At 44.0% G+C, this 26,680-nt stretch carries 26 protein-coding genes; 9 read left to right on the forward strand and 17 right to left on the reverse strand.

The features are described from left to right. Positions 1-26: 26 nt before the first annotated feature. Complete coding sequence (locus tag R7F07_RS10670; RefSeq protein WP_017634619.1) at positions 27-986, reverse strand: diguanylate cyclase; 960 nt, start codon at positions 984-986, stop codon at positions 27-29. Positions 987-1,259: 273 nt separating this feature from the next. Here R7F07_RS10670 and R7F07_RS10675 point away from each other — a divergent pair, with 273 nt between their 5' ends. Next, positions 1,260-1,697 carry a DUF3069 domain-containing protein gene (locus R7F07_RS10675; RefSeq protein ID WP_005376232.1) on the forward strand — a complete coding sequence of 146 codons (438 nt, stop codon included), beginning with the start codon at positions 1,260-1,262 and terminating at the stop codon, positions 1,695-1,697. A gap of 76 nt (positions 1,698-1,773) precedes the next feature. On the opposite strand, the gene modC is transcribed toward R7F07_RS10675, so the two are convergent. The 4 genes from modC to R7F07_RS10695 form a co-directional block, all read right to left on the reverse strand. Further along, positions 1,774-2,880, reverse strand: a complete 1,107-nt coding sequence (modC, locus tag R7F07_RS10680) for a molybdenum ABC transporter ATP-binding protein ModC (RefSeq protein ID WP_017634620.1) — start codon at positions 2,878-2,880, stop codon at positions 1,774-1,776. Next, the gene (gene modB, locus R7F07_RS10685; protein ID WP_017634621.1) at positions 2,877-3,566 is read right to left on the reverse strand and encodes a molybdate ABC transporter permease subunit; all 690 of its coding nucleotides are present in this window, start codon (positions 3,564-3,566) and stop codon (positions 2,877-2,879) included. The genes modC and modB overlap by 4 nt, the downstream gene beginning before the upstream one ends. Positions 3,567-3,593: 27 nt before the next feature. Further along, the gene (modA, locus tag R7F07_RS10690) at positions 3,594-4,349 is read right to left on the reverse strand and encodes a molybdate ABC transporter substrate-binding protein (RefSeq protein ID WP_115386648.1); all 756 of its coding nucleotides are present in this window, start codon (positions 4,347-4,349) and stop codon (positions 3,594-3,596) included. 69 nt (positions 4,350-4,418) lie between these two features. Next, positions 4,419-5,870, reverse strand: coding sequence for a cobyric acid synthase (locus tag R7F07_RS10695; RefSeq protein ID WP_115386931.1), 1,452 nt, complete (start codon positions 5,868-5,870; stop codon positions 4,419-4,421). A 155-nt stretch (positions 5,871-6,025) separates the two neighbouring features. On the opposite strand from R7F07_RS10695, the gene R7F07_RS10700 reads away from it, so the two are divergent. Together R7F07_RS10700 and R7F07_RS10705 are read left to right on the forward strand one after the other, a co-directional pair. Further along, positions 6,026-6,400: a YgiW/YdeI family stress tolerance OB fold protein gene (locus R7F07_RS10700; protein ID WP_115386649.1), complete on the forward strand. Its 375-nt coding sequence runs from the start codon at positions 6,026-6,028 to the stop codon at positions 6,398-6,400. Positions 6,401-6,554: 154 nt separating this feature from the next. Beyond that, positions 6,555-7,091 carry a hypothetical protein gene (locus tag R7F07_RS10705; protein WP_017634623.1) on the forward strand — a complete coding sequence of 179 codons (537 nt, stop codon included), beginning with the start codon at positions 6,555-6,557 and terminating at the stop codon, positions 7,089-7,091. A gap of 129 nt (positions 7,092-7,220) precedes the next feature. On the opposite strand, the gene R7F07_RS10710 is transcribed toward R7F07_RS10705, so the two are convergent. The 3 genes from R7F07_RS10710 to R7F07_RS10720 all read right to left on the reverse strand — a co-directional run bounded on the left by R7F07_RS10710 (position 7,221) and on the right by R7F07_RS10720 (position 10,116). Then, positions 7,221-7,904, reverse strand: coding sequence for an ATP-dependent zinc protease (locus tag R7F07_RS10710; protein ID WP_005388032.1), 684 nt, complete (start codon positions 7,902-7,904; stop codon positions 7,221-7,223). 11 nt (positions 7,905-7,915) lie between these two features. After that, positions 7,916-9,103 carry an aromatic amino acid transaminase gene (locus R7F07_RS10715; protein ID WP_047101084.1) on the reverse strand — a complete coding sequence of 396 codons (1,188 nt, stop codon included), beginning with the start codon at positions 9,101-9,103 and terminating at the stop codon, positions 7,916-7,918. A 155-nt stretch (positions 9,104-9,258) separates the two neighbouring features. Beyond that, positions 9,259-10,116, reverse strand: coding sequence for an AraC family transcriptional regulator (locus R7F07_RS10720; RefSeq protein ID WP_025767758.1), 858 nt, complete (start codon positions 10,114-10,116; stop codon positions 9,259-9,261). Positions 10,117-10,236: 120 nt separating this feature from the next. Here R7F07_RS10720 and R7F07_RS10725 point away from each other — a divergent pair, with 120 nt between their 5' ends. Further along, positions 10,237-11,622, forward strand: a complete 1,386-nt coding sequence (locus tag R7F07_RS10725) for an MATE family efflux transporter (protein WP_115386651.1) — start codon at positions 10,237-10,239, stop codon at positions 11,620-11,622. Positions 11,623-11,706: 84 nt separating this feature from the next. Here the strand turns inward: R7F07_RS10725 and nrdG are convergent, their stop codons facing one another. Further along, positions 11,707-12,177: an anaerobic ribonucleoside-triphosphate reductase-activating protein gene (nrdG, locus tag R7F07_RS10730; RefSeq protein WP_017634628.1), complete on the reverse strand. Its 471-nt coding sequence runs from the start codon at positions 12,175-12,177 to the stop codon at positions 11,707-11,709. An 84-nt stretch (positions 12,178-12,261) separates the two neighbouring features. Further along, positions 12,262-14,382 carry an anaerobic ribonucleoside-triphosphate reductase gene (nrdD, locus tag R7F07_RS10735; protein WP_005388026.1) on the reverse strand — a complete coding sequence of 707 codons (2,121 nt, stop codon included), beginning with the start codon at positions 14,380-14,382 and terminating at the stop codon, positions 12,262-12,264. A 309-nt stretch (positions 14,383-14,691) separates the two neighbouring features. On the opposite strand from nrdD, the gene R7F07_RS10740 reads away from it, so the two are divergent. After that, on the forward strand, positions 14,692-15,555 hold the full coding sequence (locus R7F07_RS10740; RefSeq protein WP_025767757.1) for an endonuclease/exonuclease/phosphatase family protein: 864 nt from the start codon (positions 14,692-14,694) through the stop codon (positions 15,553-15,555). A gap of 36 nt (positions 15,556-15,591) precedes the next feature. Here the strand turns inward: R7F07_RS10740 and R7F07_RS10745 are convergent, their stop codons facing one another. The 3 genes from R7F07_RS10745 to R7F07_RS10755 are packed head-to-tail and all read right to left on the reverse strand — an operon-like array spanning position 15,592 to position 16,756. Then, complete coding sequence (locus R7F07_RS10745) at positions 15,592-16,032, reverse strand: YeeE/YedE family protein (protein WP_017820171.1); 441 nt, start codon at positions 16,030-16,032, stop codon at positions 15,592-15,594. A gap of 14 nt (positions 16,033-16,046) precedes the next feature. Next, the gene (locus R7F07_RS10750) at positions 16,047-16,460 is read right to left on the reverse strand and encodes a YeeE/YedE family protein (RefSeq protein ID WP_373417491.1); all 414 of its coding nucleotides are present in this window, start codon (positions 16,458-16,460) and stop codon (positions 16,047-16,049) included. Positions 16,461-16,465: 5 nt separating this feature from the next. Beyond that, a complete protein-coding gene (locus R7F07_RS10755) occupies positions 16,466-16,756 on the reverse strand; it encodes an ArsR/SmtB family transcription factor (protein WP_005376206.1) in 291 nt (96 codons plus the stop codon). Between the two features lie 151 nt (positions 16,757-16,907). Here R7F07_RS10755 and R7F07_RS10760 point away from each other — a divergent pair, with 151 nt between their 5' ends. Then, positions 16,908-18,611, forward strand: a complete 1,704-nt coding sequence (locus R7F07_RS10760; protein WP_017820173.1) for an FAD-dependent oxidoreductase — start codon at positions 16,908-16,910, stop codon at positions 18,609-18,611. Positions 18,612-18,678: 67 nt separating this feature from the next. Here R7F07_RS10760 and R7F07_RS10765 read toward each other — a convergent pair whose 3' ends face one another. Together R7F07_RS10765 and R7F07_RS10770 are read right to left on the reverse strand one after the other, a co-directional pair. Beyond that, a complete protein-coding gene (locus R7F07_RS10765) occupies positions 18,679-19,377 on the reverse strand; it encodes an aspartate/glutamate racemase family protein (protein ID WP_176311566.1) in 699 nt (232 codons plus the stop codon). Between the two features lie 136 nt (positions 19,378-19,513). Next, positions 19,514-20,314, reverse strand: coding sequence for a PhzF family phenazine biosynthesis protein (locus tag R7F07_RS10770; RefSeq protein WP_171342942.1), 801 nt, complete (start codon positions 20,312-20,314; stop codon positions 19,514-19,516). Between the two features lie 146 nt (positions 20,315-20,460). On the opposite strand from R7F07_RS10770, the gene R7F07_RS10775 reads away from it, so the two are divergent. Further along, positions 20,461-20,910 (forward strand): YkgB family protein, encoded by a 450-nt coding sequence (locus tag R7F07_RS10775; protein ID WP_005376100.1) that lies wholly within the window; start codon positions 20,461-20,463, stop codon positions 20,908-20,910. 198 nt (positions 20,911-21,108) lie between these two features. Here the strand turns inward: R7F07_RS10775 and R7F07_RS10780 are convergent, their stop codons facing one another. Together R7F07_RS10780 and R7F07_RS10785 are read right to left on the reverse strand one after the other, a co-directional pair. Further along, positions 21,109-21,585 carry a DM13 domain-containing protein gene (locus R7F07_RS10780; RefSeq protein WP_171342943.1) on the reverse strand — a complete coding sequence of 159 codons (477 nt, stop codon included), beginning with the start codon at positions 21,583-21,585 and terminating at the stop codon, positions 21,109-21,111. Between the two features lie 195 nt (positions 21,586-21,780). After that, a complete protein-coding gene (locus R7F07_RS10785) occupies positions 21,781-24,105 on the reverse strand; it encodes an FdhF/YdeP family oxidoreductase (RefSeq protein ID WP_171342944.1) in 2,325 nt (774 codons plus the stop codon). 666 nt (positions 24,106-24,771) lie between these two features. On the opposite strand from R7F07_RS10785, the gene R7F07_RS10790 reads away from it, so the two are divergent. Both R7F07_RS10790 and fdhD read left to right on the forward strand, forming a co-directional pair. Further along, a complete protein-coding gene (locus tag R7F07_RS10790) occupies positions 24,772-25,656 on the forward strand; it encodes a LysR family transcriptional regulator (RefSeq protein WP_005460961.1) in 885 nt (294 codons plus the stop codon). A 53-nt stretch (positions 25,657-25,709) separates the two neighbouring features. Then, positions 25,710-26,540, forward strand: coding sequence for a formate dehydrogenase accessory sulfurtransferase FdhD (gene fdhD / locus R7F07_RS10795; protein WP_017447522.1), 831 nt, complete (start codon positions 25,710-25,712; stop codon positions 26,538-26,540). Positions 26,541-26,680 lie beyond the last annotated feature (140 nt).

Consider the following 26,680-nt stretch of genomic DNA (forward strand, 5'->3'; position numbering starts at 1 on the left):
AAAAGTGGCATTCATAAGACTTTGTTTTAAAAAGAATTAACTACAGTATGTGTGTTTCTTCCCAAAGATTTTGATGTATATAGTGCTTTATCAACGGTTGCATACAAGTCTGATTGCACTTCTTTCCCTGTTGGTTGAAAAACAAAAACGCCCTGTGACACTGTCACTCTATTTGACACACTAGAATACTCATGTGGGTAATCGAGAAAATACATAGCCTCTTGTATACGCTCGGCTTCTCTTTCTGCTGTTTGAGTGTCGGTACACCCTAGCAACACAACAAACTCTTCTCCACCATATCGACCTACATATTCCCCAGAGCGACAAAACGTCGCCTTTAGTTGATTCGCAATCGCTTGCAAGCAACGGTCGCCTTCAATATGACCGTAATTATCATTAAACGGTTTAAAAAAATCGACGTCCAATAGAATCAAAGCCATTGGCATATTGTGACGGCCATGCCATGCAACCATCGATTCCAACTTATGGTCGATATAACGGCGGTTATAGAGTTTGGTTAGGCCATCTTCATTCGCTTGCTGAGTCAAAAGTTGATTAACTTGCTCTAATTGAGCTGTCGCTTGCTTAAGCTCTCGTCTCATATGAGCAATACGCTGCATTGCGATAAGTTTAGAGTTCAGTACCAGTTTATCTACCGGCTTAATTAAATAATCATCACCGCCCGCGTCTATGGCTTTAGCAATCATTTCTGGCTCTTCGTGACTACTCAAGAAAATAATTGGGATCCAATCCGGAAACGTTTCTCTTATATGAAGAGAGACTTCAAAACCGTTCATATCTGGCATTGATATATCGAGTAACACCAGTTCCGGATCAAAACTCTCGTAGGTATTTAACGCCTCTAGTCCACTACCTACGGCTTTTACAATATGTCCAAGTTGCTTTAGACGAATAGCCAACTGCATCCTGTCTAGCTGAACATCGTCAACCAGAAGGATTCGCATCGATGTCCCTGTCGGTTGCATAACGCGTTCCATTTTTAATTATGTCTTTATTAAACATATACCATACTCATAGAGTTGTTGCATTCGACTAATAATTAAGTGCTATATTTTTGTTTGAATATCACGGAATCCATTGCATAAAGCAGTTAGACTGGACGTTACCCTATCTAATCATGGCCTGTGAGCAGAAGTTCAACAAACTCATTCACTTTGGTCATCTTGCGGACTAATGGGTATAGCTATTTGATGCATTTGGTATTAATATTCCCGCCTTTTTGTAATGAGAGACACACCATGTCAGAAGCAACTAACAGCGAAAGCAAAAAAATCGATCTAGCCAGCATTTCTCCAGAGCTACGTAAAGTTATCGAATTTGACGAAGTTCCAGAGCAAATGTTCGAAATGGTTACCTCTATCCATGAAGTGTCTGAAGAAGCGGTACGTGAATCATGGGACGAAATGCCAGCAAGCGCACAGAACATTCTAGACAACTTTGAACAGTTTCATGCTCTAGTTTCTGTAGGCCAAGCATTCGCTGGTATTAATGTGATGGAAGAGTTTCCTACTCTTAATCTGCCAGAAAACATGACAGATGAAGATAAAGAAGAATACCGTGCTCAACTACTTGATAATGTGCTTCACAACTGTGTGAAAGACATGGTTAAGCAACTTAAGAAAGCACGTCGTGACCCACTTCTTAAGCGTGAATTCAAAGAAGTATTCGCGAAGTAATTCCGACATTCTTCTAGTAACAAAGGCCGCACTTTGCGGCCTTTTTTGATCATGAAGCGTAAATCAGTCTAAACGGTTAATGAGGCGCTAGTGCCATATCTTTTTGTGTCACACTGACACCTTTAATTTGTGCAAAAACACGGCTACCAACTTTTAGGTTGAGATCATCAAGGGCCCACGGTGTGATCGTTGCCCACAAATAACATTTCTCGTCTAGCTTGAGTGATACATTAATACTCTGCTTGTCATCGGCTGCATTAAACACCTCGATGGAATCGACAATAGCAGGCAAAATATTTCGAATCGACGTCGCCTTGGACTGCTCGAGCGTGATAGAAACGTCGTTGGCACGCACTTGCAAGCGTATTGGCGTGTCTGGTGTTCCGTCAATCTTTTGCACCCACAGGAATACATTAGGTGCAAGGCTGATACAAGTCAGTGCATAACGTTCATGATGTTCAGCAATCCGGCCTTCAAATAAGCTGCTTTGCTCTGAGAAAGATTGCCATGGGCGCATAGCATGAGAAGCCCACACTTCCTCAAGCTTACCTGAACTCGAAATTTTACCTTGGTCAATAATTGCAAGGTGCTGAGCAAGCCTTAAAATTTCCTGGAGACTGTGTGTGACATAGATAATAGGAATATTTACCTTCTCCGACAACTCCTCAAGAAAAGGCATTACCTCACGCTTTCTTGGCATATCGAGTGAGGCAAGTGGCTCATCCATCAAAAGCAAATTGGGTTTAGATAGCAATGCGCGCGCAATCGCAACACGTTGCTTTTCACCACCAGAAAGTGATACCGGAAAGCGCTTTAGTAACGGTTTGATAGACAAGAGTTCGGTGACTGCATCAAAATACTCGTCATCTTTTTCTTTAACGCCATATAACAAATTGCCTTGAACCGAATAGTGAGGAAACAAACGTGAATCCTGAAACACATAACCAATACCACGCTTGTGCGTTGGTAGGTTGATTCCCTGTTCACTGTCAAACAAAACATGCTCACCAACCGCAACATACCCTTGCCTTGGAGTGACCAATCCGCTGATGATGTTAATCAACGTCGTTTTACCTGCACCAGATCGTCCAAACAAGGCACTAATTCCGTTACAAGGTAACTTAAGTTTGATGTCGAAGTCAGTCTCACCAAGCATTTGTTTAAATTGGACTTTAATCGTCATTGCTTCGCACCCAATCTGCTTGCCGCTTTACGATTTAGCCATTCAGAGATCATTAATGTAGACAAGGCTAACGCGATAGAAATGATACACAGACGAGCCGCCTGCATTTCTGCACCTGGCGTTTCAATAAAGTTGTACATTGCCAGCGGAATCGTTTGGGTCTCACCCGGAATGTTAGAGACGAAACTGATCGTCGCCCCGAATTCGCCAAGACTACGAGCAAATGACAGCATCGTGCCCGTAATAATTCCGGGAATGGTCAGTGGTAACGTGACGGTGAGAAACACTTTTAAAGGAGAAGCGCCTAACGTAGAGGCTGCGTGCTCCAATTTAGGGTCGACGCTATCTAAGCTTAGGCGTACTGAACGAACCATCAAAGGCAAAGCCACGACAAGACAAGCGACTACTGCCCCTTTCCAATTAAAGCTAAAGACTACCCCTAAGTTTTCATAGAGCCACTTTCCAAGGAACCCTTGTCGTCCTAAAGAAATCAACAACAAATAGCCGATTACCACTGGCGGCAATACCAGTGGTAAATGAATTAAGCTATCGAGAATCGATTTACCAAAGAACGTTTTTCGAGAAAGTAGCCAAGCAAGAAAAACGCCGAGAGGAATCAGCCAAAGTACTGCGTACGCGCCTACTTTGAGGCTTAACATTAAGGCTTGGTATTCCAGTTCTGTCACGCTTCGTTCCTATAATTGAAGGCCGGTTTATTGCTGAAAGCCATATTGAGCAAAAACGCGTGCGGCTTCGTCCGATTTTAGGTACTGGAAGAACTGCTCCGACTCAGTAGAATCATTCACAATTGCAGCCGGGTAAACAATAGCCGCATGCGTATCACTCGCAAATTCGCCGACAATTTTGACTTTATCAGTTAACTGAGCATCGGTTTTGTAGACCACACCTAAAGGCGCTTCTCCACGTTCAACCAACGCCAAAGCTAAGCGCACATTCTTTGCTGGTGCGACGTGAGTTTGAACCGCTTTCCATACACCCAGTGTAGTCAATGACTCTTTCGCGTACATACCAGCAGGTACTGACGTCGGATTGCCTAAAGCAAGACGATTTCCATGCAATGCCTTCTCCCATGCCTTTGCATCAGAAAAGTTAAATGAGGTTAATTCTGAAGACTGAGGCGCAATCAACACTAAGCTATTGCGCACTAGATTTGTGACATTGTCACGATAAATGACCTCTTTATCGACCAAATAATCCATCCATTTCGTGTTCGCAGAAATGAATACATCCGCTGGTGCGCCATTGATAATTTGTCGAGCGATAGAAGAAGAACCACCATAAACGGGAGTGATAGAAACGTCATACTTTTCTTCAAAGTTTTGCGCGATCTCGTTAATCGCATTCGTCATAGAAGAGGCTGCATACACTTTTAGGTTCGTTGATGCGTTTGCTGAAAATGAAATGCTTAATACTACCGTAAGGCAAGCATACTGTTTCCATGCTTTCATAGAGATACTCCAATACAAGGCAAGCGAAAGAACAGGTTATTTAAATATAAAGTTCAATCAGTTAATGGGCTATTTAAACAAAAAATCAAGGCGCACATGTTGTTCTATCGCATCTGCGATGCGATTAATGCCTTGCTCCTTTAACTCTTCAAAGTCTTGTTGTTTGATTTGGGTGCCGTTTACCCATTCTGATACCAGGCTTAAGACAGCTGCCTCGTCAAAGAACCCGTGAAGGTAGGTTCCCATGATTTGGCCACACTCGCTGATCGCCCCCTCCGCTTCACCGGAACTGAATGTAAGAGGTTGCAGGCCCCGTACTTCACTTCGCCCTACGTGGATTTCATAACCCTTTACATTGGCTGTTTTGCCGTTAAGAGAAAGCTGTGCTTGTGTGTTTGTAAGCTGTTTGCTGTTAGTTAGCGTCGTAGTGATATCAAGCAAGCCAAGTCCTTCGCTTTGACCTGGTTGGCCTTCGACGCCGTTTGGATCATCAATCAAGTTTCCAAGCATCTGGTAGCCGCCACAGATACCAATCACTTTTCCACCAAGACGAATATGACGCAAGATATCTTTATCCCACCCCTGGCTTCTTAAATAATCCAGATCGTCTCTGACCGATTTGGTCCCAGGCAAAATAACCAGGTCGGCTTTATCTATTTTTTCGCCTTTACCTACATAACGTAGATTGATGTCTGGATTCAATCGCAGCACATCAAAATCAGTATGATTACTAATCCGGGTTAAAACAGGCACAACAACATTCAGTTTTACCTCAGAGTGCAACTCTTGCTGTGCAGTGATCGCGTCTTCTGCTTCTAAATTCAAACCATGAAGAAAAGGAAGTACACCAAGTACAGATTTACCTGTTTTTTCTTCTAGCCAATCGAGGCCCGATTGCAATAAACGAATATCACCTCGAAAACGGTTGATAACAAATCCTTTTACTCGCGCTTGTTCAGATTCAGAAAGTAACGCAAGTGTTCCGTACAAATGTGCAAACACTCCACCACGATCAATATCAGCGACAATGATCACTGGTACATCAGCGGCCTCAGCAAAACCCATGTTTGCAATATCGCCTTCTCGTAAATTGATTTCAGCAGGACTCCCCGCGCCCTCGATAATGATCGAATCAAATTCTTGAGTCAGACGAGAGAAGGAATCTAACACCGTGTCCATCGCCACTTTCTTGTAATCATGAAAGCCAGCCGCATCCATATTGGAAATCGCCTTACCCTGCAAAATGATTTGAGCACCTGTATCACTGTTAGGTTTAATTAAAACCGGATTCATATGTACGGTTGGCTCAATATTACACGCCTGTGCCTGAACGGCCTGTGCTCGACCTATTTCACCGCCATCTTTGGTTACCGCACTATTTAGTGCCATGTTTTGTGGCTTAAATGGGGCAACATTTATCCCTTTTCTTGCTAATACACGGCATAAACCTGCCACAAGGACACTTTTTCCGGCATCCGAAGTGGTGCCTTGAACCATTAAAGATGGGATCGCTGATTTCATGAACATTTGTAAGGAATAGAGGAAGATGAACAATCATAACGTCATCGTCCCCACTTACTCAAGCAAATGAATAGAATATGAATGTTGAAATCATCATTGGTTCAAACAAGCCCTGTTTTAATGACCCCATCAAAACAAACCGATGAGGATGTAACATGAAAAAGAATACAATTATCGCAACAATCACCGCCTTAGCTATTGCTCCTTCTATCGCGTTCGCGAAAGATAACACTCAAAACCAATCAAACTTGCAGTTTAACGGTCCTGTCACTGTGGAAAAATTGGATGCCTTGCTAAACGACTCCAATATGTTTACTGAAAAAGATGTGGTCGTTGAAGGTAACTTATTGCGTCAAGTTCGCGCGGATAAGTTTGTCTTTAGCGATGGTTCCGGTGAAGTGATGGTCGAACTCGATGACGATATTCAGCTAAATACTCCGATTGATCACACGACTAAAGTCCGTCTGTTTGGCGAATTTGAAGGCGGGAACAAACCAGAGATTGAAGTCGAACAACTCGTGGTCATGTAAAACAAACCCCGATTGCTGTGCATATCAACATGATGTAGTGACGATTACAGCTAAATAGTGACGGCAAGCACTTAAAATGATAGCTTTATCAATCTTGGTCTGCTTTTTGCAGACCATTTTTTTGTTCATTTTAATCATCTTGCCCGGAGACACCATGCTAGGTAAAGCTCTAAAGGTTGCAGCCTTTGGTTTGTGTGCTATTTTGCCACTTTCCGCACATGCAAATAATTTCAACTACAACACGATGGAATTTCGCATGGGCACTAGCCCTGGTACATTTGGTGGCGAGTTCAATACCTACTTTACAGAGAATACCCATTTCATTGCTCGCGCAGACAGTGAGTTTAGCGGAGACTGGGACATTGCTGGTGGTATAGGCTTTAATGGGCCAGCAGGCCAATTTGCAGATATTTATGGCCAAATGTTGGTACACAACATTAAAGAGAACGGCAGTGATAAAGTGGGTGACGAGTGGCGCACGGAAGTGAATATTGGTACTCGTATTTGGTTTATGCAAAATGTTGAGCTACATGGCCGTATCGGCCAAATCATAGATAATGACGATTCGAACACCATTTACAATCTGGGCGCACGATTCCACTCAACTCAGCAACTATCGCTTGGTGCAGATTTCAAAAATAATGGTGTCTATGGCCAGCAAATTGTAATGTCTGCTCGTTTTGCATTTTAGTGGACATGACTATGACTACCAGGGCATCACAAGCAAGCATATGATTCAATAAAAATGGCCTCCAATTTTGGAGGCCATTTTTTGTTAATCACGAATTATTAGCTTCTAGCAGAAACTAGCTGTAATACATCAGTTTTTAGCGGTTTTTTTAGGTTTATCTTGCACATATTTTTTCGATACATCTACAACGGCGATATCTCTAAAAAAGCTTCGACCAAGCAAAATTGGAAACGTCATATGTCCGCGATCGGCTAACGTAAACTCTGTCTTTTCTTTGTGATCCCCAACGGTAATGTAGGCTTTTACCACCGCTCGTTTATCCACCTCTTCTGACGAAGACTGCTTAACTTTAGCCCAGCGCTCAACGGGTACTTTAAATTCTTTGGTGTCTTTGTCACCTAAATCTATCTTAAATTTAACCCAGTCTTTACCATCACGCTCAAACGGAACAATGTCAGTCGCACTAATTGATGATGTTGTCGCACCTGTATCGACTCTAGCCTTGAAAGTCTGGTCAATTTCAGGAACATAAACCCATTCTTCAGAACCAAGAATTAACATGCCATCGGGTGTTTTTGTGACCTTGACTGGCTTCTTAGGCTTTGGTTCCGGCTTTTTCTCAGGTTTCGCTTCTGGTTTGGGCTCCACCTCTGGCTTTGGATCTACATCAGGTTTCACTTCTGGCTCGACTTTAACGGGCTCTTCGACCTTTGGCGACTCTGGCTCAACAGGTTCCTGCGTCGTTTGAGTTGACGTACAAGCAATTAAACTGCCGCTCATCATAAGCGGCAGAATCAGTTTCCAGTTTTTCATCCACACTCCAATTAAGCTTGAGATACTTTCTTAATTGCGTCCGCTACGTATGGAATATGAGTTTCGGTAAGTCCGGCAATGTTAATTCGACCATCGCCAACACCATAAATGCCATAATCTTCACGCAGTTGCGCCATTTGGTTTCCACTAAAGCCTAGCACAGTAAACATGCCTTTGTGACCCTCAATGAAATCAAATTGATCTGTATTATGGTTGTTTCTCAACTCGTTACACAAACTTTGACGAAGGCTAACCAAACGATGTTGCATTTCACTCAATTCTTGCTTCCAAACGGAAGTGAGATTGTCATCTTGCAGAATGGTCTTAACTAAAGCTGCACCATGGTCGGGTGGCATCGTGTAAGTCGAGCGAGCTAGAGTGAGGAGTTTACCTTTTGCATTGGTTACATCATGCATGTTCTTACCAACCACAATCGCTGCACCAGTTCGTTCACGGTACAGACCAAAGTTCTTCGAACATGAAGTAGTAATCAACATCTCTTCAACGTTATCTGCCATAAAACGAAGGCCTTTTGCGTCTTCTTCTAGGCCATCACCGAAGCCTTGGTAAGCAATGTCCACAAATGGGATGAAACCGTTCTTCTGCGACAATTCTGTAATGGCTTGCCAAGCAGAGAAGTCAATATCCGCACCAGTTGGGTTGTGGCAACAACCATGAAGAAGTACCACATCTGAAGGCCCAGCTTTCGCAAGATCATCCATCATTTTTTCGGTGTCTACTTGTTTCGTTTCCGAAGAGAAATAGTGGTAGAACTTAACTTTAAGGCCTGCTGCTTCCATCACTGGCTTGTGGTTTACGTAGCTTGGGTTGGAAATCCAAACCGTCGTATCTGGCTGTGCGATCTTCATTAGATCACCGAGCATACGCAGCGCACCACTTGCACCTGGCGTTTGAATTGCTGCAACACGATCCATTGCAGACGTTCCCGTCAGTAGCAAATCGATCATGCTTTTATTAAATTCTTCGCAACCTGCAAGACCAACATAAGACTTGGTTTTTTGAGTTTCAACAACGACATCCTGCGCCATTTGAATGGCTTTCATAATCGGCGTTTCGCCTGCGCTGTTTTTGTATACGCCAATGCCAAGGTCAACCTTGTTTGGACGTTCATCGTTACGGTATGCAACGGATAGAGATAAAATAGGATCTAATACGGGAGTTGGGAGATTAGAAAACATGAAAGTCATAACCCTTTGAAATTCAAGTACCGAACCTCACGTTAACACCATCGCAAAAAATGACGAAATGATTTTTCACTTATTTCATCAATTAGAGAACAAAATTCTGGATTGCGGTGAGTTTTGTGCGCTCTATCGTTCAGAAAAAGAACGATTCACTCCTCGTTGTACCAATCCACTCTACCGTTTTTTCTAAACTCTCTTGGTGTCATGGTCGACCACGCTTTAAAACGTGTACTAAAGTTAGCGCTGGTCGGATATCCGACTATTTCTCCAATATGCTGAATTGGCCATTCTGTTGAACGAAGTAACCTAGCAGCATATTCCATGCGCATACGCGTTAAATGTGCCATTGGGCTTCGACCAAACTGCTTTTGAGTCAGTCGATGCAAATGAGGCTCCGAACATGGATATAGAGCCGCCACCTGCTCAACGCTCCAATCCTTATGGAGCTGACGTTGGACAAGGTCAAATACACGCCGAAGCCTCAATTGGCTGCGTGATATCGACTCTGAGGGCGGCATGTTTAACATCAGCTCTAACTGAGCCACACTATGCTCACCTACCGCACCACCATAATCGATTGGAAGGTTAATGCTGCGTAGTAACGTTTGGATACATGCATACATCACTTCAGGTGTAGATGAAAGCTGGTAGCGAACATCGCATTCTAATATCGGCCACTCTCTATCAGGAGCAAGAAAAAGCCACGCGATCTGCCAAGGTTCTTCTTCTATGCCAAAACCGTTTTCAACACCTGCGGGTACTGTAATCAACGAGCCCGGTTCCAAATCGTATCGATAAGTCCCACTCTCTAGCCACCCTTTACCACGCACCGTATAGAGCAGCATGTGTTTCTTTTGGTTTTTACGATAAACAGAGAAGAAGTCACGACAAGTGGCAATGCCGCACTGCACAATGCCTCTCTCCTCAAGTGCTAATACTCGACTGTGATCAATAAACTCTTGATAAGTTTTTTCTGAAATCGCGTAGCGTTCTTGTTTATCTTCCATGATTTATTGGCTCACATGTGCGTTAGTAGAGAGTTTTACAAAGGTTTTGGATTCCTTTGAAAAATACACCGCCAAATCATGAGGATAAACTACTCGCATTAATCTTTAAGGAGAAATGCGATGCTCTTAACACGCGAATACATCGATAAAGCATTTTGGCAAAAGCTGATTACGATTGGCCTACCTGTTTCACTTCAGTCCATGCTTTTTGCTTTGCTCGGTGTCGTGGATATTTTCATGGTAAGCCTACTCGGAGAATCTGCAACGGCAGCAGTTGGAGTTGGAAATCGTATCTTTTTCTTCAACCTAGCGGTTGTCTTTGGCCTGTGCGGTGCAGTTACCGTACTTGCTTCTCAATACTACGGCTCAGGAAACCTAGCCGGAATTCGCAGAACGTTGGCGCAATCTTGGTTTATTTCCATTTTGGTGACGCTGCCGTTTATCGTTCTTTATGCGATTTTTGATGAAGAGATCGTCTCTTTTATGTCAGACGATCCTGAATACGTCACTTATGCAAGTGATTATCTTGTGGTTACGGGCTTTAGCCTCATTGCTACGGCGATAGTAGTACCGATTGAAGCGGTATTGCGCTCCGTGGGCCAAACCAAACTGGCAACCAACGTTAGTATCTCCGCCATTGTCGTTAACGTCGCGCTTAATTATGTTTTGATTTTTGGTTTATTTGGTTTCCCTCAATGGGGCGTATTTGGTGCAGCCGTAGGTAGTTTTGTTTCTCGATTTTTCCAAACCGCCGTCTTGATTTATTTTTTCTACAAACGATATGCTTACCTAATTCCGACTAAGTTCGATTGGGTACAAGGCCGCTTAAAACAGTATCGAAAAAAGTACTTTAAGGTTTCTTTACCCATGTTGGTCCACGATGCGCTTTGGACTGGTGGATTGATCGTTTACAGCATCATCTATGGTCAATTGGGCGTTTCAGAACTGGCGATCATCTCATTCTTATCACCGATTGAAGGGGTACTGATTTCAACCTTTATGGGATTTGCGGTCGCTGCATCCGTTCTTCTTGGGAATGATATTGGTGCAAAACATTATGACCGAGTCGAGAAAACGGCGTGGTGGTATGTGTTAACCAGCGCAATCTTAGCCACCTTGCTGTTTTTCCTAGTGTGGTTGAGCTCGCCCATGATTCATCACCTATTGGTACTGAGCCCGTTAACCGATGCAGACATGGCACTTAACGTATGTTTAGTCATGGCGCTAGGTATGATTTTGAGGGTGTTTAACATGGTTGGGATTGGCGGCGTACTAAAGAGTGGCGCTGATATTCGCTATAGCATTTTCATCGACACGTTCGGTCAGTGGGCTATTGGTGTCCCCCTTACTTATTACACAGGCATGGTGTTAGGGCTGCCTTTGCATTTTGTCTTGATGTCTCTGCTCGCGGAAGAGTTAGTGAAAGGCGTACTGACGACTTACCGTATTCAATCTAAACGTTGGATAAATAATATGGTTGAAGATGACCAATCGGTGACATCGTAACCAAAAAGACATTAACGAACTCACACCAAAAGGGCTCACCCGTTATGCACGCGTGAGCCCTTTTTATGTGCGGAGAATGCTTGATTAGATGTCCGTAAAGCGATGAATGATTTGGTTTGAACTGCCACGCCATTCGAGATTGAGGTCTTTCTTGTCTTGTTCAAACTTACCATCAATCAAAACATCGATGTATTGCACCACTTCCCTTTGCGCGTTATTCAGTTCCGTCAGCGTGTAGCCAGTCCAAACCCAAATGTCTTTACCTGGGCACTCCTCTCTCACCCTTTTCACTATCTTCAAAATATGAGGCACATTAGCAGGGTGAAGCGGATCTCCACCCGACAACGACAAGCCACGGCGTTTGATACGCGTGTCGTTTAAGTCAGCGATGATTTTGTCTTCCGCTTCTTGCGTGAAAAGTACACCAGAATCCAAACGTTGCGTCGACTGGTTATAACACCCACGGCACTGATGCACACAACCCGACACAAACAGCGTGCAGCGCGTACCCGGTCCGTTAACAACGTCAATTGGATAGTATTGGTGGTAATTCATAATGCGTCTCTGTGTTATCGCGAAAGAGAAAATCAACCTGTTTAAAGTTGATTTTCAAAGTGTTAAAACGAGTGGTAGTAAACCTTACAGGTGTTTAACTCGGCGCTTCACTTCTTCTTGCTTACCGAAGTTAAACGGGCGTGCATCTGGGCTGCCTAGGTAGCCACAAACTCGACGTGTTACTGATACTTTAGTTGAGTCATGGTTACCACAGCTTGGGCAAGTGAAGCCTTTACTTGTACAGTCAAACTCGCCGTTGTAGCCACACTCGTAGCACTCATCAATTGGCGTGTTTGTACCGTAGTAAGGCACTCGGGTGTAACTGTAGTCCCATACGTTTTCTAGTGCTTCAACGTTACGTTGCATGTTCGGGAACTCGCCGTAACAGATAAAGCCGCCGCTTGAGATTTCTGGGTAAGGCATCTCAAAGTCGATCTTGTCGTATGGGTTCACCTTCTTCTCAACATCTAGGTGGAAGCTGTTGGTGTAGTAACCTTTGTCTGTTACGCCTTCAATTACGCCGAACTCTTTCGCATCGATGCGGCAGAAACGGCTACATAGGTTTTCACTTGGCGTTGCATATAAGCTGAAGCCATAACCTGTTTCGTCAGCCCATTGATTCACAGCATCTTTTAGATGCTTGATGATCGCGACCGCTTTTTCACGCAAAACAGCGTCATCATAAACGTGCGCTTCTGTACCGAATAGCGCGTTAATTGTCTCGTGTACACCGATGTAACCAAGAGAAATAGACGCACGACCGTTTTTGAATATATCTGCGATTGAGTCGTCTGCTTTCAAGCGAACACCACATGCGCCTTCCATGTATAGGATTGGGGCCACACGTGCTTTCACGTTTTCAAGGCGAGAGATACGTGTCTCTAGTGCTTTACGAGCAAGACGTAGGCGGTCATTTAGAAGCTCGTAGAATTTCTCTTCGCTTCCGTTTGCACGGATAGCGATACGAGGAAGGTTCAAGCTCACGACGCCAAGGTTGTTACGACCTTCGTGAATCAGCTCACCGTTTTCTTCGTAAGTACCAAGGAAGCTACGGCAACCCATTGGCGTTTTGAATGAACCGGTTACTTCCACTACTTTGTCGTAGTTAAGAATGTCTGGGTACATACGCTTAGACGCACACTCAAGCGCAAGTTGCTTGATGTCGTAGTTTGGATCTTCTGATTTGTGGTTCAAACCATCTTTGATGCCGAATACAAGTTTAGGGAATACCGCTGTTTTACGGTTCTTGCCTAGACCTGCAATACGATTCTTCAGAATCGATTTCTGGATCAGGCGGGATGCCCAGCTTGTACCAAGACCAAAACCGAACGTAACGAATGGGGTTTGACCGTTCGCTGTATGCAGCGTGTTTACTTCGTATTCTAGAGATTGAAATGCGTCGTAACACTCTTTCTCAGTGCGCGCTTTTGCGAACTCTTCTGGCTCAGCAATGTTCCACTCTTTTGCAATCTCTAGGTGTTTCTCGTAGCTTGTGATTACGTACGGTTCTAGAACCTCATCAATACGGTTGATGGTTGTACCGCCGTAAATGTGGCTCGCGACTTGAGCAATGATTTGTGCTGTTACCGCTGTTGCAGTCGAAATTGATTTTGGCGTATCAATCTCAGCGTTACCCATTTTAAAACCATGCGTCAGCATGCCTTTAAGATCGATAAGCATACAGTTAAACATTGGGAAGAACGGTGCGTAGTCTAAATCGTGGTAGTGAATGTCACCCACTTCGTGCGCTTGAACCACATCGCGAGGAAGAATGTGCGTCTTCGCGTAGTGTTTCGCTACGATACCAGCCAACAAGTCACGTTGAGTCGGAATTACTTTGCCGTCTTTGTTCGCGTTCTCGTTGATTAGATCCAGATTACTTTCTTCAATCAAACCTTCGATTTCGCGAGTTAGTGCACTTTGCTTCTCACGAGCGATGTCGCGATCGTGGCGATATTCAATGTAAGAACGCGCTAGGGCTTTGTAAGGACCTTGCATGAGTTCATTTTCGACTAAGTCTTGAATCTCATGGATGTGAACTTCATCGTGTTCTCTTAACTGTAACTCGACAGCAAGAGCCACATTAAGAGCATAAATAGCGACATCTTTATCTTTGTTTTCCGCTGCTGCTTCAACTGCTGCTTGGATACGATCCCTGTTGAACGGAGCTCTTGATCCGTCGCGTTTGATTACGATTGGTTTCACTTTGTTCTCCTTACCCGAGCATACTCACAGAGTTATCCACAAACACACTATATGGGGTTATTTTTTATTCTGGCAACACAATATATTGTGGCGTATTTAACGAGAAGCACCACTCGAAAACATTGATTTTGATCAATAAAGATTGGCTAGCGAACAAGAAGAAATCGATCTTATTGGCGTTGATCTCAGTTGCGAAGAAAACCATGAAAATTGCAAAATTGGTACTAAATCTACTTGCTATTTTTGGAGGTCTTGTAGGATAAAGGATGGAAAGGAATACGCTAAAAGATAGGAGTGCAACAGGCCAAAATGCGATCACTTTTTGTTACGTTAATATTACTTTTTAGTTCTCTTTCATTTGCTCAAAACTCCATCAATCTAACCAGTTGGAACATAGAATGGTTATCTATAGATGGTGGAAAAGTGTCGAGAACACCACAAGATTTTGAAAAGCTGACCCACTATGTGGATAAAACACAAGCCGACATTTTTGCTTTTCAAGAAGTCGAAAGTGCTGCTGCCATCCAAAAAGCCGTTGGCAATGACTTCACTATTTATCTTTCCGATCGTTCAAACGCCTCCAACCGACACCTTCAGTTTAACGACACCAACCAATACACAGGCTTTGCCGTGCGCAATGGCGTAAGCGTATTAGACAAGCCAGACTTCTCTATCACACGAGGCAACAGCAAGCTTCGCTTCGCGAGCTACCTTGTTTTAAATCCAAACCAAGAAAACGAGACTCACCTACTCTCTGTACATCTGAAAGCGGGTTGCAGTGGCGCGTATCGTAATAACCGCGATTGTAAGATAGTGAAACAACAAGGACAGGCACTAGCTAAGTGGATAAAGGCGCGCGAGGACAACAAACAACATTATGTCGTGCTTGGCGACTTTAACCACAACTTGGGTTATCAAGGAGATTGGTTGTGGGACGTGATATCGGACAATACTAGTGCAAAGCTAGTGACTAAAGACACTAAAGCGGAATGTAAAGTGCGCTCTAATCGTAATCCGAATAAAACCCACCAATTCCGCTCGGTGATAGACCACATCATTGCGAGTGGTGATTTAAAGGCGTCGTCTGGTGTTCAAACCGTTTTCAAAACACAAGATGTACTCGACTATAAACTGAGTGACCATTGCCCGGTTTCTACGACACTCACTTTTTAGCGTTTAAGTACTCTTTTTAACGTTGAAGTACTTTCTTTATTGACGAACCACTCTTTTAGCGGTGAATGACCCAACCAACATTGCCGCTATAAAGAGCAGAACTTGTGTGTTGCCAGTAAAAAGGCTGGCAACCGCAGGACCAGGACACACACCCAGTAAGCCCCAACCAATACCAAACAGTGCTGCACCACCGACTAACTTTTTGTCTATCGTTTTAGAAGTCGGACAGACAACCTCATCACCAAACACAGATTCGCTTCTTGGCTTTATTAATAAAAGATAAGCAGGAACGAACACAACAAGTGCTCCGCCCATAACGAAGGCTAAGCTTGGGTCCCATGAACCGGTAATATCAAGAAAGCCGATCACTTTTGCCGGATCTGCCATACCAGAGACCACCATACCAATACCAAAGAGCACACCAGAAAATGCAACAACGGACATTTGCTTAATACTTTTCATTACGTGAGTTTTCATAACGACACTATTCCTCACGATACTAGCAAGACGGTTAACATGGCTGTGGCCATAAAAGTACACGTCGCGACCACAGAACGGATTGAGAAACGCCCTATTCCACAAATGCCATGGCCACTAGTACAACCATTGCCGATACGCGTACCAACACCGACTAACAAGCCAGCAACGATAACTAAAATAAGATCACCGCTGTACTGATCTGGTACATGCCCGCCAAGAACATAAACAGCAAACAAGCCACCTAATACCATCGCAATTAAAAAAACAATTCGCCAAACGCGGTCTGCGCTCTCAACGGCACCGTTTAAGATCCCACTGATCCCAGCAGTCTTGCCAGTAAATAGCATCAGTGTTATCGCTGATACGCCAACTATTATGCCGCCCAACAGCGACATCCAAGGAACTTCAAACATAGCAACCGCCAAACTAATTACTTACAGAAAACTTGCTTAAAGGCCTCAACCAACGGACCAACTCTTTCATCAGAAATTGAATAAAATACCTGCTGAGAAACTTTTCTAGCTTTAATAATGTCGTGCTTTCTCAATACGGTGAGATGTTGTGAAAAAGCAGATTGGCTTAATGATGAACCTTCAAACAGTTCACCAACCCCTTTCTCGCCTTCAATCAGCTTACACATCACGATTAGGCGCTCTGGATGAGCCATAATTTTAAGCAGCTCACTCGCTTCGGTCGCACTTTGTAGCATACTGTCGCCCATTCTTATGCCTCTTCATTACTACATTACATTTCATTAGATATTACTAATTAATATTATTAAGTCAATGCTAATGTAGATTAAATAACATTAGACTTAGCTAATTTATTTAAGTAAGGTGTAGGCGTTTTCGATCATTCAGCAGGAGAAATCCATGAGCAAAATCGTGATTATTGGTGGGGTTGCTGGCGGTGCATCTGCAGCAGCTCGCGCTCGTCGTCTTAGTGAAGACGCAGAAATCATTATGTTTGAACGCGGTCCATTTGTGTCATTTGCAAACTGTGGCTTACCCTATCACATTGGTGGCGATATCCAAGAGCGCAGCAAACTGCTTCTTCAAACGCCTGAGAGCTTTTTAGCGCGTTTCAATGTTGATGTCCGTGTGATGAACGAAGTGGTTTCTATTAACCGTCAAGACAAAACGGTTACGGTTAACAATTTGCTTGATGGCTCTGAATACCAAGAGAGCTACGACTTTCTTCTACTCAGCCCTGGCGCAGGTCCAGTTGTGCCGCCTATTCCGGGTATTGATAACCCGTTAACGCACTCGCTGCGCAATATTCCAGATATGGATCGCATCATTAAAACGATCGAAACCAACAAAGTTGAACACGCTACGGTCGTTGGTGGTGGTTTTATCGGTTTGGAAATGATGGAAGCCTTCCACCAGCTAGGCATAAAAACCACATTAGTTGAAATGGCGGATCAAGTGATGACGCCCGTTGACCGTGAAATGGCTGGCTTCGCACATGCTGAAATTCGTGAGAAAGGCATCGACCTTAAACTTGGCGTCGCACTTGAGTCGGTGAAATTCGTACCTAACGAGCACGTGGCAAGTTTCGACTCTGGTGAGAGCGAAAAACACCAACATCTAGAAGGTGAATTGGAATTAACACTAAACAATGGTGAAAGACTCACCACCGATATTCTGATTATGGCAATTGGTGTTCGCCCCGAGACCAAATTAGCAAAAGAAGCTGGCTTAGAAATCGGCGCTCTTGGTGGTATTTATACCAATGAATACATGCAAACCAGCGATCCTTCGATCTACGCTGTCGGCGACGCGGTAGAAGAGAAAGACTTCGTGACTGGCGAGCAAACTCTAGTGCCACTTGCGGGCCCGGCAAACCGTCAAGGCCGAATGGCAGCAGACAACATGCTTGGCCGCCAAGAAACTTACCAAGGTACGCAAGGCACGGCGATCTGTAAGATTTTTGATTTAGCCGTCGCTTCTACTGGTAAAAACGAGAAACAGCTGAAACGTGAAAACATCGCTTATGAAAAAGTGTATGTGCATACAGCAAGTCACGCGAGTTACTACCCAGGTGCAGAAACCGTGTCATTCAAAATGCTGTTTGATCCAGTAACAGGTAAAATATTAGGTGCGCAAGCAGTAGGTAAAGACGGTGTTGATAAACGTATCGACGTAATGGCAGTTGCTCAGCGTGCTGGTATGACGGTAGAGCAACTGCAACACCTCGAGCTAACTTACGCGCCACCTTATGGCTCTGCTAAAGATGTAATTAACCAAGCGGCGTTTGTGGCAAATAACATCATCAAAGGCGATGCGACCGCAATTCATTATGATGAAATGGATTCACTGACAGAAGACCAACTGTTACTTGATGTTCGTAATCCTGGTGAATTGGAGTCCGTTGGTTATCTTGAAGGTGCAATTAATATTCCTGTCGATCAACTACGTCGTCGCATGCACGAACTTCCTAAAGACAAAGAGATCGTGATTTACTGTCAAGTTGGGTTACGCGGTAACGTAGCATACCGTCAGCTGGTCAACAATGGTTACAAAGCCCGCAACTTGATTGGTGGATACAGAACTCTCAAATTTGCTCGCTTATAACTTGATAATAAAAAAGAGAAAACCACGTGCTTGGTTTTCTCTTTTTTTGCAGGAAAGAAAGCGTAGATCATTCACCTTCAATTGCCAAACGGACTGCTGCTTGAGCATGGATAGAAGTGGTATCGAGTAGTGTAACATCGGTGTGACTTTGGTTTACAAGTAAGGCAATTTCAGTACACCCGAGAATCACAGCTTCAGCTCCCTGCTCTTTTAGTTTTTCAATAATTTGCAAGTATATCGTCCTTGACTCCTCTTTGATTTCACCTTGGCATAACTCTTTATAAATAATGTTATGTACTTTAGAGCGGTCGTCTTGATCGGGAATGATGACATCAAGCCCATAGAGGTCTGAAAGCCTTCCTTTATAAAAGTCTTGCTCCATTGTGAATTGAGTACCAAGGAGTCCGACCTTTTGAACCCCTTTCTCACGAAGTAACTCAGCAGTCGCGTCTGCGATATGTAGTATGGGGATATTAATACTGGCTTCAATTTGAGGCGCAACTTTGTGCATTGTGTTAGTACAAATAAGAATGAAGTCAGCGCCCCCTTTTTCTATTGAAGATGCAGCATCAGATAGAATGCTTGCCGTTTCTTCCCATTTACCTTGATGTTGAAGCTTCTCTATCTCTGAAAAATTCACGCTATACATACAAATTTTTGCAGAATTTAGGCCGCCTAACGCCTCTTTTACTCCTTCGTTGATCAATTTGTAATAGCTAAGCGTCGACTCCCAGCTCATACCACCTAGAAGGCCGATAGTTTTCATATAACTCTCCAATCGTTATACACCACCGTGTCAGGGGGGTTACAAACAAAATTAACCACTTAAATAAGAAGCATTCAAGCGTATTCACTATTGAGCATTGGGTAACACGAAAATAAAATCATTCCCACAAGGACCGCTACGCGATTCTCATATATCCTCGCAATATCGTTACCGCATTTCCAGAAAGCTTAACGTGCTCAGTGCTTAACAACTCTGTATGGACGACCCCACTTCTCTTGGAGGCTTGGAAGCCTTTCAGTTGCTTTTTGTTGAGCTTTTTAGCCCAGTAAACACATAAAGCGCAATGTGCAGAGCCTGTAACTGGGTCCTCGTTAACACCCACCCAAGGCGCGAAGTATCGAGAGACAAAATCGGCGTCAGTGCTTGATTGAGCAGTGATGACGACGCCACGGCCTTTTTGTTTAAGCAGCGCACCAAAATCAGGGTCGAGCTGTTCAAGCACAAATTCATCATTAATGACGATCAACTGCTTATTATCAAACTGACCGTAGGCGACTACATTGGCGGCATCTAGCCCCAAACCATGAAGTAAGTCTTTGTTAATACTAGCTCGCATATCTAAAGTTGGAGCAGGAAACACCAAATGAATTTCTTCATGATCGAGTTGTGCGGTTAAAACCCCAGATAGCGTAACGAACTCAATCGTATCTCCAGTATTATATAACCCCTGCTCTTTCAGAACGTGTGCCGTTGCAAGTGTGCCGTGTCCACACAAAGTAACTTCCGTCCTCGGTGTAAACCAACGAAGTTGCATTGTACTAAGTGACAGAAATGCCGTTTCAGATAACGACATCTCAGCCGCGATGGCCAACATCGTTTCCTCATCAAGGCTTGACTCTGTGATACAAACACCCGCGGGATTGCCTTTGAAAACCTCTGATGTAAACGAGTCAACCTGAAAAATTTTAACTTCCACGAAGTATCCTTAAGTTCTATCAAACACGTAATTCTGTATCACGTGATTTTTAATATCTGTTGTTTGAGCGAAAAAACCTATGAAATTTTCTACCAACCTTATAGGTCTTGTTGAAAGCGCTAACAAACAGGAGAATGTAGTTAATTATGCAAAACGTAAAAAGCCATCATCAATGTGACTCAATTGGATATCTTATCGGAGTTTTCGGCGTTTCTTTAGTTCTAATATGGATTGGTATTTATAAATTCACACCTACAGAGGCCAAGCTTATACAACCGCTCGTTGAAAATCATTTTCTGATGAGTTGGTTGTATGATGTGATGTCAGTTCAAGCCGTATCAAACATCATTGGCGCAACAGAAATCATTGTCGCTATTGGGCTAATCGTTGGCCTTAAAAACACACGAGTCGCTTATTTTTCTGGCATAGCCGCCGCAATTATTTTTCTTGCGACACTCAGCTTTCTAATTACGACACCGAATACATGGAAAGTGTCTGATGGGGTTTTGGTGACAAACTTCTTTTTAGTAAAAGATATTCTATTTTTAGCCATTGCGATTAGCGTCATAGAACGAAACAAGCCAAACAGAGAATAACTCGAAATAGTTCGAAATCTTGTTTTTCCAGAATGTAGCCTGAAAGGTGTAAACGACTTACAAGTCGAATGGTTCTGTCAATAACTCTAAACAAAGGCTCTTAAATTTAGAATGTTTAAGAGTCTTTGCCTTCTAATGATGCGAAACAACATCCTAGCGTAAAGTGAAAAGAAAAGCCTTTTACTCCACTACTGAGGTTTATTGATACTTTGCCGAAGTAATGAACTCACCAAATGTCTCGCACCATACAACAACCGTATTGTATTCAGAAATTGAAGTGCTTTGAGGAACCTCAACAATGAAGTTATCGAACGTTTTGACATCACCAATTAAGCTCATCTCAGATTTAAGGTCATTAAACTCTTGTTCCGTTTCGACAAACTTAGGAGATAGATAGAGTTTATAGTCTGGTCCGGGAGCGAGTTTTCCTACCAACGTAATGACTTCAGAACTCAAATGAATTTCTCCCTCTCCCCAATGAAAAGCGTCGCTACCTTTGAGTTCCCTCTTAAACACTGCGCTGTATTCTGCGCCTTGCTTACTCTTAGCAACTTGCTCATCAGTCGGTGCAGGTGGTGCAATAAGGATCGGTAAAGTATAGATACCTATCGCAATGCCAATAGAAACTGCCACTAAGTGACTGATTGTTAATTTAATTATATTTTTCAAGGTCATAAGCATCTTCTTATTAGTTTTACTACTTGAAATTAGATTCAAATCGGCCTTATCTGTCTATTATCGAGCAGCATAATGTCATTAACATTATACACAAGCTATGCGCACTAAATGCAGACTGAGCGCAATTAAAAACGGCTGATAATTAATATCAGCCGTTTGCTTATCGGAAATGTCGTTGTGCCAGTTTAGTCACTATTCCGCTTCCACCAAAGCGATCTTATCGGATGTCGATTTTTCCAATTTTATCGCAATAAACTTGGAGGTTGGCGTAAACGTTCTATCCCCATAACTGTCCAAAGGAACCAATGGGTTTGTTTCTGGATAGTAAGCCGCCGCCTGACCTGCTGGTACATCATAGGCAACAAGCGTAAATCCGCTCACACGGCGCTCAACGCCATCTTCCCACAATGACACCATGTCCACTTTGTCGCCCGGTTCAAAACCGAGTTTACGAATATCCGCTTCATTGATAAACAGCACTTCGCGCATACCAAATACTCCACGATAACGGTCATTCAAGCCGTAAAGTGTCGTATTGTATTGGTCGTGTGAGCGCATGGTTTGCAAGATCAAATCTGGCTTTTGGCCTTTTTCGAGTATCGCTTCGCTGATCAACTGCTTCGGCAACTCGCTAGAGCTGAACTGTGCTTTGCCGCTTGGTGTATTCCATCGACGCTCGGCAGCTGGGTTTACCAAGTGGAATCCACCCGGGTGTTTAAGCTTATGGTTAAAGTCGGTAAAGCCCGGAATCGTGTCGGCAATCAAATCGCGAATACGGTCGTAATCTTCAATCGCCCACAACCAATCAATTGGTTTTGCTCCAAGTGTAGCATTGGCAATACCGGCAATAATCGCTGGTTCTGAACGCAAATGCTCCGAACGCGGTTTTAGCTGACCAAATGAAATATGTACCATGCTGAAGGTATCTTCAACCGTCACGCCTTGTGGGCCAGTCGCTTGCTGATCAATCTCAGTACGGCCTAAGCACGGAAGAATAAGCGCATCTTTACCTGTGACAAGGTGAGAACGATTTAACTTCGTCGAAATGTGTACGGTTAAATTACAGTTTCGCATCGCGTTGTGCGTACGTTCTGTGTCTGGGGTTGCTTGTGCAAAGTTGCCGCCCAAACCGATAAATACTTTCGCTTGCCCTTCTTCCATCGCTTTAATGGCTTGCACAGTGTTGTGGCCTTCACCGCGCGGGACGGCAAAGTTAAATCGACTTTCAATGCGATCCAACAACAGCTCTGAAGGTTTTTCATCAATGCCCATCGTACGGTCGCCCTGAACGTTACTGTGACCACGCACTGGTGAAAGACCCGCGCCCGGCTTACCAACGTTACCTCGTAACATTTGCACGTTTGCGACTTCTTTAATGGTTGGTACAGAGTGACGATGCTGAGTCAACCCCATCGCCCAACACATGATCACACGTTCTGCACGTCGATACATGCTCGCCACCATCTCGATTTCACTTAAATCAAGACCCGATTGTTCCGCGATGTGTTCCCAAGACGTTGCATCCACTTCAGCCAAATACTTATCAATACCTGTTGTGTGTTGCTTGATGAATTCACGATCAAATACCGCTTTGCCACCGATTTGCAATGCCTCGCGTTCCCATTGCAACAAGAATTTCGCGATGCCACGAAATACTGCCATGTCTCCGCCCAAAGCAGGACGCAGGTACGCCGTGTTTGTAGGCTCTGAGCCGTTACTCAACATCTCAATCGGCATTTGTGGGTTTTGGAAACGCTCTAACCCACGCTCTTTCAGCGGGTTTAGACAGATAACCTGTGCACCACGTTTTACCGCTTCGCGCAGAGGTTCCAGCATTCGTGGGTGATTCGTGCCTGGGTTTTGACCAATCACGAAAATCGCATCAGCTTCTTCAAAATCATCAAAGATCACCGTGCCCTTACCAACACCAATGGTGTCTTTCATCCCGATTGCACTGGCTTCGTGACACATGTTGGAACAATCTGGGAAGTTGTTGGTACCGAATGCGCGGACAAATAGCTGATACAAAAACGCCGCTTCGTTGCTTGCACGACCAGAGGTATAAAACTCCGCTTGGTGCGGTGAATCCAATTGGTTGAGATGTTTAGCCACAAGAGAAAAAGCCTCATCCCAAGAGACAGGCACATAGTGATCAGATTCGGCATCGTATCGCATTGGGTGCGTGATACGGCCTTGGTATTCCAACCAGTAATCGGTTTGCGTTGAGAGAGAAGAAACGCTGTGATTGGCAAAAAACTCAGGATCAACCAGACGATTGGTCGCCTCCCAGTTTACCGCTTTCGCGCCATTCTCACAGAAATTGACTTTACCGCTATCTGGCGACTCACCCCATGCACATCCCGGGCAGTCGAAACCGCCATTTTGGTTGGTTTTGAGCATAGTGCGAATGTTTTTAACTGCATTTTCACTGCCCCACCAACTTCTGGTTACGGCTTTCAGTGCACCCCAACCACCAGCTGGACCTTTGTATGCTTTTATTTGTTCTTTTTGGCTCACGACTTTACTCCTCGCAGATATACCAGCAAGCAGGGTGCCCGTGAAAACAAGCGCGTTATTTATTGAGATAATGCGGAAGTATTGAAGGGCTTAGTTTCTAATCCATGTATTTTTTAATCCAAATAAGTAACCACTCAACATGCTCTCGCCTGTCCGAGCGTTTACTTATCTAGATTCTTGATATCGGATACCCGCCTACTGTTTCTAAGACTGGTAGATTCAATTTGCATTGCTGCGTCTTGATCTAAATCAAAGATTAAGTCGATATTCAATATGCGTCCAATTGATAATCCTGACCGAGTGATAAACAAAATCTATGACGAATTTTTCCACTGACGGTTATCACATTTTTAATCAATACAATTTATGAGGTTAATCGTTTTACCATTCGATTCCACCTAGTTCGATTAACGAACTCAATAAAATCGGCACTCTTGATAATAGATAATATCTATCACACTATAGATACTTTAAATTTGACCCTAATTAATATCAGGAATAGCCTTGATTCAGATCAATTTTGAGTGTGGTTTTATTCTTGACTTGGTTTTGGTTTTCCATTCCCTAGTTAAAACGCTCCAGCGCTTAAAAAGTACGGTAGTGCTGTGCCCTTTTTAGGGAGTTCCCCCGTACATGTGACTCACAACGCAAGGTTAACAAGCCATTATGGATATCAAACAACTTAAATATCTCATCGCACTTGAACAGACCAAACACTTTGGTCAAGCCGCCGCATTGTGCCACATTACGCAGCCTACCTTGTCCATGAGGATCCGAAGCTTAGAGGAAGAACTCGATCTCGAATTAATCCAAAGAAGTCAACGATTTGAAGGATTTACTGAAGCCGGAGAACGCATTTTGGCTTGGGCAAAAACCGTCTTAGCAGCTCATGATGGATTGCAAGCCGAAGCCGCCAACTGCCGTGGTCAATTGGTCGGCTCTCTTCGGCTTGGAATGGTGCCACTCGCCAGCCAAAACCCTATGCAATTGCTCAAACCATTAGCTCAACAGTTCCCTGAGTTACGCTTTCAAATACTCTCCATGACGACCGAACAGATCATAGACCAACTCAATCGAAATCAACTTGATTTGGGGATGTGTTATGTCGATCAAGTTAACACCGCTTACTTCGATGTTATCGAGCTAGATTCAACCAAACTTGGCGTTTTATTCGATGAGCGTCATTTTGATTTTGCCGAATCTGAAGTGTTATGGGAGTCACTCAATAACATTCCGCTAGGGCTGCTTTCGAAGGGCATGCACTATCGCCACTCCATTGATCTTAGCTTTGTGAGTAAAGGGCTGGTTCCGCAAACCGTCATTGAAAGTAACTCCACCTTTCACTTGATCCAAGCAGTAACCAGTGGCCTTTGTTGCGCCATTATGCCGCTGAATTGTGGATTGGAAGAGTTGAACGATACGCTTCGCATTATCCCTATCGAAGAAGCCGCCGTTCACGCCCCGCTAGGTTTGTTAAAGCGAAAACAAGAACCCTTCTCCGCGCTAACGGATCAGTGCTTCGCAGAAGCAAAAAACATTTTTAATCGATAACAAGAATCCACACGTCAATTTTTGGCATACATAACGGCTTATGAGGTGATTTCATGAGATGTACTACTCAATCTTATTTTGAACTGTCCGATTTCAATCAAGCACCACCTCAACCAAGTGCGTTCAATTACCGAGAATTGATTGATGGCCGCCCAGTGCAACAAATGTCGCTGGCGAGTGAATCCGCCTTAGCTATCAGCTACAACGGCATTAGCCAAGCGGTCATGATGGTGACGCCAGGCCATCTGGAAGACTTCGTGAAAGGATTTAGCCTAAGCACAGGCATCGTCCACGACTTCAAAGAGATCAAAGACATTGAAATTGGTGGCGATCACGAATCTCACTATGCGGAAGTGGAAATCAGCAACCGCGCTTTCTGGGCGCTAAAAACACAACGTCGGAATCTTGCAGGCACAACCGGATGCGGCATTTGTGGCGTCGAGGCTCTGGAACAAGCTTTGCCTGATTTAGCACCGCTGACACCGTCTCTTCCTCCGCGCTCCGATGTATTCGAAGGGCTGCGAGACAAAGTCGCACTGCATCAAGAAGCCGCACGTGAATCTGGCGCGTTACACGCCGCCTTATTTGCAGATTTACAAGGCAACATCAAGTTGTGCCGAGAGGATATCGGCCGCCACAACGCGCTAGATAAGTTGATTGGCGCATTAGCCAACAATCACATCGAGCCTCAAAGTGGCTTCGCTATCATGACAAGCCGTTGCAGCTTGGAGTTGATCCACAAAGCCGTTCGCGCGCGTATCCCCACTCTGGTTTGCTTATCTGCACCTACAGCGTTAACCGTCGAATGGGCAAGAAGAAACCATTTGAACCTAATTCACTTACCAAAACACGGCTCGCCGCGTCTATACAGCCCTGCGCCTTAACACGTCAACCTAGCCGAATTCCTAATATTTCTAACAGAGACCTCCGGGTTTCTGTTGTTTGCTTCTCATTCCCAATTGATACTTAGCGACAAGCCACTATTCTCTCCAACCAAACGTGCTCACCCCTTGTCTGCACTAAG

Source organism: Vibrio sp. YT-16 (assembly GCF_033337405.1).
GTDB classification, from domain to species: domain Bacteria; phylum Pseudomonadota; class Gammaproteobacteria; order Enterobacterales; family Vibrionaceae; genus Vibrio; species Vibrio alginolyticus.